This window comes from Cyanobium sp. T1B-Tous, from assembly GCF_024345475.1.
GTDB lineage: Bacteria > Cyanobacteriota > Cyanobacteriia > PCC-6307 > Cyanobiaceae > Cyanobium_A.
The window spans coordinates 1-10108 of sequence record NZ_JAGQBE010000075.1 but is presented as its reverse complement, the minus strand read 5'-3'; the positions used below and the strand labels follow the sequence as shown (position 1 = coordinate 10108).

At 66.0% G+C, this 10108-nt stretch carries 12 protein-coding genes and 1 pseudogene; 10 read left to right on the top strand and 3 right to left on the bottom strand.

The genetic code is table 11. The features are described 5' to 3' along the window. From KBY71_RS13170 to KBY71_RS13145, 6 genes are all read left to right on the top strand, one after another. The coding region (locus KBY71_RS13170; RefSeq protein WP_254929348.1) for a gamma-glutamylcyclotransferase at positions 1-489 on the top strand (489 nt) is incomplete at its 5' end. Further along, positions 486-749: a hypothetical protein gene (locus KBY71_RS13165; protein WP_254929347.1), complete on the top strand. Its 264-nt coding sequence runs from the start codon at positions 486-488 to the stop codon at positions 747-749. The genes KBY71_RS13170 and KBY71_RS13165, both read left to right, overlap by 4 nt. 91 nt (positions 750-840) lie before the next feature. Next, a complete protein-coding gene (locus KBY71_RS13160; RefSeq protein WP_254929346.1) occupies positions 841-2190 on the top strand; it encodes a PAS domain S-box protein in 1350 nt (449 codons plus the stop codon). Positions 2191-2204: 14 nt separating this feature from the next. Next, entirely contained in the window at positions 2205-2570 is a 366-nt protein-coding gene (locus tag KBY71_RS13155; RefSeq protein WP_254929345.1) for an STAS domain-containing protein, read from the top strand. Next, a complete protein-coding gene (locus KBY71_RS13150) occupies positions 2563-3723 on the top strand; it encodes an ATP-binding SpoIIE family protein phosphatase (RefSeq protein WP_254929344.1) in 1161 nt (386 codons plus the stop codon). Before KBY71_RS13155 ends, KBY71_RS13150 begins: the two co-directional genes overlap by 8 nt. After that, on the top strand, positions 3711-4880 hold the full coding sequence (locus tag KBY71_RS13145; RefSeq protein WP_254929343.1) for an adenylate/guanylate cyclase domain-containing protein: 1170 nt from the start codon (positions 3711-3713) through the stop codon (positions 4878-4880). The genes KBY71_RS13150 and KBY71_RS13145 overlap by 13 nt, the downstream gene beginning before the upstream one ends. Positions 4881-4894: 14 nt before the next feature. On the opposite strand, the gene KBY71_RS13140 is transcribed toward KBY71_RS13145, so the two are convergent. Then, positions 4895-5809 (bottom strand): hypothetical protein, encoded by a 915-nt coding sequence (locus tag KBY71_RS13140; RefSeq protein ID WP_254929342.1) that lies wholly within the window; start codon positions 5807-5809, stop codon positions 4895-4897. 343 nt (positions 5810-6152) lie between these two features. On the opposite strand from KBY71_RS13140, the gene KBY71_RS13135 reads away from it, so the two are divergent. The 3 genes from KBY71_RS13135 to KBY71_RS13125 are packed head-to-tail and all read left to right on the top strand — an operon-like array spanning position 6153 to position 8822. After that, positions 6153-6773: a glutathione S-transferase family protein gene (locus KBY71_RS13135; RefSeq protein ID WP_254929341.1), complete on the top strand. Its 621-nt coding sequence runs from the start codon at positions 6153-6155 to the stop codon at positions 6771-6773. Next, positions 6763-7431, top strand: coding sequence for a ligase-associated DNA damage response endonuclease PdeM (gene pdeM / locus KBY71_RS13130; RefSeq protein WP_254929340.1), 669 nt, complete (start codon positions 6763-6765; stop codon positions 7429-7431). The genes KBY71_RS13135 and pdeM overlap by 11 nt, the downstream gene beginning before the upstream one ends. 38 nt (positions 7432-7469) lie before the next feature. After that, complete coding sequence (locus KBY71_RS13125; RefSeq protein ID WP_254929350.1) at positions 7470-8822, top strand: hypothetical protein; 1353 nt, start codon at positions 7470-7472, stop codon at positions 8820-8822. 17 nt (positions 8823-8839) lie between these two features. Here the strand turns inward: KBY71_RS13125 and KBY71_RS13120 are convergent, their stop codons facing one another. Continuing rightward, positions 8840-9277 carry a CBS domain-containing protein gene (locus tag KBY71_RS13120; protein WP_254929349.1) on the bottom strand — a complete coding sequence of 146 codons (438 nt, stop codon included), beginning with the start codon at positions 9275-9277 and terminating at the stop codon, positions 8840-8842. 78 nt (positions 9278-9355) lie between these two features. Between KBY71_RS13120 and KBY71_RS13115 the strand changes: the two genes are divergently transcribed. Continuing rightward, positions 9356-9886 carry a CDP-alcohol phosphatidyltransferase family protein gene (locus KBY71_RS13115; protein WP_254929339.1) on the top strand — a complete coding sequence of 177 codons (531 nt, stop codon included), beginning with the start codon at positions 9356-9358 and terminating at the stop codon, positions 9884-9886. 13 nt (positions 9887-9899) lie between these two features. On the opposite strand, the pseudogene KBY71_RS13110 reads toward KBY71_RS13115, so the two are convergent. Further along, positions 9900-10108, bottom strand: a pseudogene (locus KBY71_RS13110) (3-beta hydroxysteroid dehydrogenase); the annotation flags it as partial.

Here is a 10108-nt window from a genome sequence, read left to right as displayed (position 1 = left end):
ACCAGGGAGCCAGCCAGGGCGATCAACAGGGCGATGGTCATGGCTGAGTCGGAAGCATCAAGTCCGATTATCACCGGCCAGGGCACAACAGCGGTGTTTGTCTACGGCAGCCTCAAACGGGATCAGCCGAACCACCACTGGCTCGCAAGTGCCACCAGCCTGGGTGAGGGCCAACTCGAGGCAGTGCAGCTGTTCGATCTGGGGCCCTTCCCCATGGCCGTGCGCGCTCCCGATGGTTCCGCCATTCCAGGGAGCAAGGCTCTGCAGGGGGAGCTGTACCGGGTGGATGCCCCAACCCTCGAACGGCTCGACCGTCTCGAGGGCAGCCCGCGGCTGTTCGAGCGCCACTGGCTGCGCCTGCGCGATGGCCGCTGCGCCTGGGTCTACCTGGGTCGGCCTGCCCAGGTGCGCCAATCGCCCCTGATCGCCCATGGGCACTGGAGCGGTCCGCGCCACCCCCGCTGGCTGCGCTCGGAGTCGCTGCGATGAACCCAGCCAGCGCGCTGGTGGCCCTGGCTCTGGGGTTTGGGGTCGCCCTGGCACCGCCCGGAGCAGCCCTTCCGCCAGGCAACCTGGAGCTCTGCGCCCGCTGGCGGGAAGCCCACGGGGCGGAGAAGGCCACCCTGGCCAACCACCTGGGCGCCATCAATGGCCTCACCAAAAACCAACGGTTCGCCGCAGCCCAGCCCGGTGATACCCAAAGCCTGTATCGCACCGCCGATCTGCAGCGGCTTTGCCGCACGCCCTGACCCCAGCACCTGAGCCTTAAGAGAACCAAGCGGTTTGCCCGAAGCGTCCCCTGCGGTTCCAGAACACAGTCAGGTTTCGGACGATGGGCGCGTGACAACGACAGGCAAGCGAACGACATCCAAGACATCCACAACCAAACCCGCAAGCACAAAACCGACAGCGGCAATCGACAACGGCACCGCCCAAGCACTCGGGACGGCCCTGGACCGCTCCAACGCCATGATCGAATTCGATCTCAAGGGCACGGTGCTGCGTGCCAATGCCAACTTTCTAGCGCTGATGGACTACAGCGAAGCCGAGCTAATCGGCAAGCACCACAGCTTGTTTGTCGATGCCAAGGAGGCACGCTCCGCCGAATACAAACAGCTGTGGGCAAGCCTGGCGAAAGGGGTCTTGCTTAAGGGCGAGTTCCGCTACCTCGCCAAGGACGGACAGGAGGTGTGGCTTGAGGCCAGCTACAACCCGTTGTTGAACAGCAGTGGCAAGCCACACAAGGTGATCCTGCTAGCCAGCAACATCACGGAGGCGAAGAATGCGAGGGCTAACATTGACAGCACCATCGCCGCCATTGAGCGCTCGATGGCGGTGATTGAATTTGCTCCCGATGGCACCATCCAGCAGGCCAATCCAATCTTTTTGCAGGTGATGGGTTACGCCGAAGAGGAGATCGTTGGCCAGCATCACCGCCTCTTTGTTACCAAGGACGAGGCCACATCCCTGACCTACAAGCAGTTCTGGACCTCTCTCGCGCGGGGCGAGAGCCAGCGCGGTCAGTTCCAACGGATCACCAAATCCGGGGAGCCGGTGTGGCTGGAAGCCTCCTACAACCCGATCTTCGATGCCAGCGGGCAGTTGGTGCGGGTGGTGAAGTTCGCCTACGACATCACCGCCCAGTTCAACCAAGCCGTGGCGCTGATGGGCAAAAAATCGTCGGAACTGGAAGCAGCCCTGGAGGAGTCACGGGAAGCTGAACGGGTTCGCCTGGAGCTGGATCGCACCCTGCAGGAGATGTCAACCCCAGTGACCCCGATCTGGGATGAAATCCTGCTGCTGCCGCTCGTGGGAATCGTGGATTCCACCCGCACCGACGACGTGATGCGCAAGACCCTCGATCGCATCAGTCAGACCAGCTCCAAGATGTTCATTCTCGACATCAGCGGAGTGCCCACAGTGGACACCGCCGTGGCCAACCAGCTGATCAAGATCACCAAGGCCACCCGGATCATGGGCTGCGAAACCCTGGTCTCCGGGGTGTCCTCCTCGATTGCCCACACCATCGTGGAACTGGGTGTGGACATCAGCGAACTGCGCACCACCGCCACCCTGAAGGATGCCTTCTCCACCTGCCTGGCTGAGATGGGTGTGCTGGATCTTCAGCGGGGACGGATGCCCTCCCGCTCCCAGCAACCCACCTTGCACCGGCAACGCACGTACCGATAGGGAGGGGTTCGCCCATGGCCAGCTCCGCCATCGACATCCGCACCTCCATGGCGGCGGTGGATGGCCTGCTGGTGGTGTCGCTGCCTGGGGAACTCTCCGATGCGGTGCTGAACCGGATCGTGGCCGATGTCACCCAGCGGGTGACGGAAGACGGCATCCGGGGGGTGATCCTCAACCTCAGCACCGTCACCCTGCTGGACCTGGCCGAATTCCAGGTGCTGCGCCACCTGGTGCAGACCAATGAGGTGCTCGGGGTGCCCACGGTGCTGATGGGGATCCGCCCGGGCATCGCGGCCTACCTCTGCCAGATGCCGATCACCATCGACGACCTCATCTTCCGGGTCGATATGGCGAGCGCCCTGGAGGCGTGTGATGGATAACGTCAACACCCGCCAGTACCGAATCCAGCGCCGTTCCGACGTGCAGATCGCCGCGGTGTCGCTGCAGCGTGAGGACTACTACCCGGGCCTCAGTGCCCTCGACCGGACCGCCCTGGGCACGGTGATCGCCGAACTTGGCACCAACATCCTCAAGTACGGCCAGCAGGGCAGCATCCGGGTCAGCCAGGTGGAAGATGGCCAACGGGTCGGCATCCTGGTGGAGGCCGCCGACCAGGGCCCCGGCATTCCAGACCTGGACCGGGCCCTGGAGGAGCACTACACCACCGGCAACACCCTCGGGCTCGGGCTGCCGGCGGTGAAGCGGATGACCGATGAGCTCGGCATCATCACCGGCCCTGGCGAAGGCACCGAGGTGCGTGCGCTGCGCTGGGTGCGGCAGGAGACCAGCCAGAGAGGCAGCAGACGCACCACGATCCCCCCCTCGGCAGGGCCCCGGCGCGAAGCCAATCCAGAGCCCCCCCCCGAAGCCCCGATGGTCGTCGGGCCCTGCCAGCTGCAACTCGAGCAACGGATCCGGGCCTGCTATCCGGAGCGTGTCAGCGGCGACCAGGTGCTGGCCTTTCAACACGGTGACCTGTGGTTACTGGGCGTGGTGGATGGTTGCGGCCATGGACCCGAAGCCCATGCGGTGGCCTGTGCCGTGGTGGAGGCGCTGCAACAGCGCTTTGCAACCCTGACGAGCTCCCTGGGATCAGGCAATGGGCCAGCCCAGACCCCAACGTGTCCGGCGCGGGAGTGGTTGACCGACCTGTTGCGCACCGCCCACGACCGGGCCAGTGGCACCCGCGGCGCAGCCATCGGACTGTCCCTGGTGGATGGGCAGCGGCGAGACCTGTGGTTCAGCGGCATCGGCAACACCCGCATCCTGCAGTTCAAACCCCGGGGCTGGACCGGGGTGAGCCGGGATGGCCAGCTGGGCGATCGCTTCCCCACACCGATGGTGCAGCACTTCCCCCTGCAGCACTCCGACACCGTGGTGCAGTGTTCCGACGGCCTGCGGGAATCCCAGGTGCGCCAGCTTCGACAACACACCGACCCCCACCTGCCGCTGGCGGCCCTCGCCGATCTCCTGATGAGCCAGGCCTCGCGCAGTGACGACGCCAGCGTGCTGGTACTGCGATGTCAACACTGATTGCGCTTGGTCGGGTGGACATGCAGCGGGACGCCTCCCTGGAGGAGACCCGCCACAAGATGCTGCGCATCCTGGGGATGCTGGAGGCCCGGGAAACCCAGCTCATTCCCTGCCTGGCCTTGATTTCCGATGCCCTGCGCTGGTTTCTGCACTGGCAGGCGGAGGCGGCGATCGAGCTCTACCTGCAATCCCCGAAAGCGTCCGGAGCCCAAACCGCCCAGCTGCTGGTGCGCCTCGTGGCCGACGGGGTGGATTACCCCCTGCCGCCCCATCTCCAGCAGGTGATCGTGCGCGACTCCATCGGCGTGAGCAGCCAGAACCGAGCCAATCGGCATGACTACATCATCCCCATCGAACTCTGGCAGAGACCCACGGACGACCAGGTGCGCCAGATCGGCGAGATCTTCACCGAACTCAGCCGCGATGAACTGTTCGACGCCCTCAAGGGTGAAAAAGCCAAGGCCGAAGCCCTGCTCCACAACATGCTCCCCGATGTGATCGTCGAGCGCATCAAAGGTGAAGAGGGAACAATCTACGACTACCACCCTTCAGCCACCATTCTGTTCAGCGACATGGTGGGCTTCACAGAGATCGCCAGCCACATGGACGCCCACCGCGTGGTGTCTCTGATCGACCATATCTTCCGCTGTTTTGATGAACTCTGCGACCAGCGCGGCGTCGAGAAAATCAAAACCATTGGCGATTCCTACATGGCAGCGGCCGGGGTGCCCGTGGCCACGGATGACCATGCCGAACGGATCGCCGACCTGGCCCTCGACATGCTGGCGACCCACACCAGGGTGGTGCAAGAGGAAGGCGTGACGATGGACATCCGCATCGGCATCCACACCGGACCGGTGGTGGCCGGGGTGATCGGCCATCGCAAATACGCCTACGACCTCTGGGGCGACAGCGTCAACGTGGCCAGTCGCATGGAGTCAACGGGCATCCCCGGCGAAATTCAGATCTCTGTGGAAACCAGGCGACTCCTGCCACCACGGTTCCGCTGCGACATCCGCGGCAATGTGGCCCTCAAGGGCCACGGCTCGATCGAAGCGTTTCTGCTGCGCGGCCGCTCAGGCGACGACGACCAACCCAGCCCGCAGTCCGAGCGCCGCCACTGGCAGCGGCGCCATGGCTTCCAAACGGGGCTCTAGAAAAAACTACAACCTCAAGGCCAGGGATGGTTGCCCGCCCAAGCAGAAGGTTGCATGCTCATGATCTGAACATCTTTGACACCACCAGCCTTGACCTCGAGATGGGACAGAAGCCTGGAGACGAGGTCAATGGTTCGGGGGTGATTGGCGTATTCGGAGCGAACAACCAGGGCGTCACCGACGGCAATCGGGATCACCAGAGGAAGCGACGTCCAATCTGACTCATAAGTACCAAGAGTCAATGGCGACGCAACGCCCAAGAAAAGATCCTCAGCAGGCACGCACGGGTCTATACAAGCCTCAGACGATGAGTGGTCCAGCAACGCCCCTTGATGCGAAAAACCCATGCCATAAAAAATATCCTGAAACACCGGAAATGCCCCGGCAGGCAAAGGCAGCACCGGGAATCGCCGCGCATCGTCAAGCGTTAGGCCATCCCCCAACAAAAAAAGCGGGTGATTTCGCTTCGCCGCCAACAGCGTTGGCATGGAGCACAACTGAAAAACATGCAGGTCAGCATCGTTAGGGGCGTCTGGCAACGAGCACAACCATGCATCAATCACGGAAGACCTGAGCAGATGCTGCGGGCGCTCATACTCCAGATAGTTCATATTTCCAGCCGTCCAATCCTCAAGCACCAGGGACGAATAGAAGTCGCGAACCCAATGCTGACAGTCCAATCGCAGGGAATGGCCCTTCTGCCATCGCCACCGCTGATGCACCTTGCGCTCCGCATCCAGCAACTCGGTATTTCCAGCGGCAACCCATTCCGCCGACTGCTTCACCAGTTTGACGTCAAAAACGTCCTGGCATTTGATGGAAGCACGGCTAATCGTGGACTGGTGGCGCCGCAACTTTTCAGAAGCGCGCTGCCCTGTCCTCAACCACTGAAAGTGATCAAATAGCGCCAGGGTGTCTGGGTCAACCATCGGGAGAGCGCGCCGGCCCCAGCAGAACCCCAATTAACCATCGATCGGCAAGTTAGATGCAGAGAGTGAAGACATGCGAGGGACGATGCAATTACCGCATAAAAACACGCCTTCGATAGGGCGCCTGGGGCGGACTGAGCGCAGCGCGATGCGGGCCCCCCTGAGCAGACCAGGCTGCTCGCGGTCCGTTACAGAACTTCATAGGATGGTGACTTGGTCATCGGGCGGTCCTGGACGGGTCCGCTTTTTTATGGTCCAAACCGGGTGGCTTCCGGGGGGGGGGGGGCATAGCCCTGGCGCCGATCAAGGGCGACTTAGAACAGCCCCAGCACGATGAACGGTGATGGCCCTGAAGCTCTACGGCGGCGCCCGCAGCCGCGCCTCCATGCCCAGGTGGTACTTAGAGGAGAAGGGCCTGGCCTACGCGTGGATCCAGCTCGACATGGAGGCTGGCGAGCACCAACAGCCTCCCTTCACGGCGATCAACCCCTTTGCCAAGGTGCCTGCCCTGGTGGACGACAGCCTGAGGGCGCCGGGAGGAGAGCCCCTGCATCTGTTTGAAAGCGGCGCGATCCTGCTGCACCTGGCCGATCACCACGGCCATGACTTCCAGGGCACGCCAGGGGAGGTGGCCGCCCAGCGAGCCCTGGCCACCCAGTGGATCCTGTTTGCCAATGCCACCCTGGCGGTGGCCCTCTTTGTACCGGCCAATCGGGAGCGGGAATTTCCCAGACTGATGGGCGTGCTCGATGGCCTGCTGACGGAGGGGCGTTCCCTACTGGCGGGCCCCTGGGGCAGTCCGAGCTGGACCGTGGCCGACTGCGCCGTGAACGCCTACCTGGCCTACCTGCCGATCTTCTTCCCCCAGATCGACCTCAGCCCCTGGCCCAACGTGCAGGCCACGATCACCGCCACCCAGGCCCGGCCGGCCTACCGGCGGGGGATGGGGCTCGATGGCCGCTGAGAGCATCAGCTTCCTCTGGCAGGGCGAGCCGCTGCAGCTGCTCGGCGCCAAGGGGCTCTGGGACCCGGAGCGGCGCGTGCTGCTGGTGGCCGATCTGCACCTGGGCAAGGCGGAAACCTTCCAGGCCCATGGCATCCCCCTGCCCAGCGACGGTGATGGCGCCACCCTCAACGACCTGCTGGACCTGGCCCACCGCTGGCAGCCCCAGCAGGTGGTGGTGCTGGGCGACCTGATCCATAGCCGTGTTGGCCTGACCGGAGAACTGCGCGCCAAGCTGGCGGCCCTGCCGGAACTCCTGGGCTGCCGCCTGCGTCTGATCGGCGGCAACCACGAGCTGGGCAGCTGGATGGAGGGCCTGCCCCAGGAGCCGTCCCAGGCCCTGGGGCCCTGGTGGCTCAGCCACGAGCCCGAACCCCGAGACGGCCTGCTCAACCTCTGCGGCCACCTCCATCCGGTGGCGGTGGTGGGCCGGGGTGCCGATCGCCTGCGGCTGCCCTGCTTCAGCTACTGCGCGCGGAGCGAGCGGCTGGCCCTGCCGTCCTTCGGCCGCTTGACGGGAGGCCATCCCTGCTCCCAACGTGATCGGATCTGGCTGGTGGCGGACGGCGCCGTCGTGGATTGGACGCAAGCACCCCCCAGCAGCGATCGGGCCGCCTGACCCCCCGGCCCCAACGGCCGCTGTGGCGGCGCAAACGGATGCTCACGGTGGCCCTGCCCGCCGGAGTACTCACCTTCTTGGTGGCGATTGCCCCGCCGCTGCCCGGGTCCGGCGCCCGAACCGGTGCGCCCCTGCTCACCCGCGCCGACGGCCAGCCGTTCCGCTATCTCCCTGACAAGGGCGCCTACGCCCTCGACTTCGATCCCCGGGCGGTGCAGATCGACCTGCTCGAAGGCTGGGATCGGGAGCAGGAGGCCTACGCCGACCGCCAGGCCCTGGCCTTCTTTTCAGGGCCGATGTATGAGCGCCACGTCGATGCGAGCGGGCGGGAAATCACCGTGCCCCTGGGTGACATCAAGCTGGGCGATCGCATCTGGCGCGGCCGCAACCGCACCGCCGCGCGCCAGCGGGCGTTTGTGGGGGTCCGCCGCGATGGCGGCGTCGACTTCAGCTTCGGCGAACTGACATCCGATCGAGCCCGCCAGTACGACACCTTCATCGGTGGGCTGCACAGCGTCTACAACGACCTGGAGCGGCCCCCCGCCGCCTATCGGGGGGCCTACAGCATTTCGATGGGCCAGCAGATCCGCTATTTCCTGCCCCGGATTCGCATGGTGATCGGCCTGCGCCCCGACGGCCGACTGGAGGTGCTGATGAGCCGCGATGGGCTCACCCTCGAGCAGACCCGCTCCCTGGCACGGCAGCGCGGCTTGCGGGCCGCCTACCTGCCCGACCACGCCTCCAAGAGCCGCTTCATCATTCCCGGCCAGAAGGGCTTCAGCGCCGCCGACGCCAACTGGATCAGCGGGGGGGCCACCAGCTTCGTGCACGGTCCCTACCTGCTCCGGCTGAGCCGGCGCAGCACCCCCCTGCAGGGCTCGCTGCTGGCCGGCCTGGCGGGACGCACCGCGGCGGAGGGCTGCGGCAATCCCTTCCAGTGCGGTCAGACCCTGGGCGGACAACTGGTGGATCGGGCCCTGGCCGGCTTCAATCGGCTGATGGAGCAGGGCATTGAACCGATCGCCCAGCTGATCTGGGCCCCGCGGGGACCCAAGGATCCCCTGCGGGCCAGCCGCAAGGCCCCCCTGCGGGAGCCGCCGATCAGCGCCGATCCCCTGGCCCTGCGCGAACGCCAGGAGCAGGCCGCGAACAGCCCGGCGATCACGGGCGTGGAGCTGGAGGCCCTCGGCCTGCCCTCCGACCTGCCCCAGCCCCTGGTGCTGCCGGAAGGCGACATGCTGCCGGAGGAGGGCGGTGCGGAACAGCAATCCTCGGAAGTGGATCCGGCAGCCCCAGGAGCCGCCGAGCTCGCGGCGCCCGAACCGGCGGTGGGCCCCACGGCAGCGGCCCTGCCCGGAGCGCCGCCCCCACTCCCCTTGCCGCTGCCCTGACCACCCGGGGCCGGAACTCAGCCCTCAGCCGCCAGGGCCCGCACCACATCGCCGCGGGTGAGCACGCCCACGGGGTGCTTGGCGTCATCGAGCACAAACAGGCGCTGGGTGCTGCGCTCGTGCAGCAGGCTGGCCGCCGCCGGCAGGGGCAGGCCAGCACTGCAGGTGTGCACCTTGGTGTTCATCACCTCGGCCACCGTGCTGCCCAGCACCTGGTGCACCTCCTTGTCCCAGTTGAGCGGGTTGCGCAGGTAGATCACCGCATCGAGCAGCATCACGTAGGGGCCGGGCTGAAAACCGCTCTCGCGCACCATCAGGTCCTGCTCGGTGAGTTCACCCACCAGCACCCCCGCCTGATCCAGCACCGGCAAGCCACTGATGTGGTGGTCGCTCATCAACTTCACCGCCTCCTGCAGGGGGCTGTCCGCCGTCACGCTCAGCACCGGGGCCGACATCACGGCAGAAACCAGCTGTTGCACCACGGGCGCGAACTCAAGACTGGAGCCATTCTGGGGCCGAGCAGGGCACGCACCATGGCGAGGCAGGGGATCGGGCCGGGGAGATGGCGCCAACTGGCCGATGGGCTCACCGTGGGCCGGGCCCTGCTGGGCCTCCCCCTGATCGTGGCCCTGGCCAGCGGCCAGCTCGCCCTGGGCTGGGGGCTGCTGCTGCTGGGCGGTCTGAGCGACTGGGCCGACGGCGTGCTGGCCCGCCGCGCCGGTGGCGGCTCGGAATGGGGGGCCCGGCTCGATCCCCTCACCGACAAGATCCTGATTGCCGCCCCCCTGCTCTGGATCGGGGCTGAGGGCCTGCTGCCGCTGTGGGCGATCTGGCTGCTGCTGGCCCGGGAACTGTTGATTTCCGGCTGGCGCAGCGCCGCCACAGGTGGCGGCCCCGCCTCCCTCGGGGGCAAGGCCAAAACGATCCTGCAGTTCGTGGCCCTGCTGCTCTTGATCTGGCCCTGGGGCGGGGCCGGCTGGGCCCAGCTGATCGGCTTCTGGCTGTTCTGGCCGTCGCTGCTGCTGGCGCTCAGCTCGGCCTGGGGCTACCTGCGCCGGGGCTGAGCCCCCAGAGGCCCTAACCGATCAAGGCCGCATCGCCGGAGAAATCGGGGCTGGTGGGCATCCGCTGGGCGTAGTCGTGGGTAAAGCTGTCGGCCAGGGTGGCCTCGAGGTCGAATGCGGGCTCCCAGGCCAGTTCCCGCCGCACCCGGGTGATGTCGGTGAGGAAGTGGGCCAGCCGCAGGGGAAAGGTCTTGCGGGCCTTTTTATCGAGCCCGGCGGGAT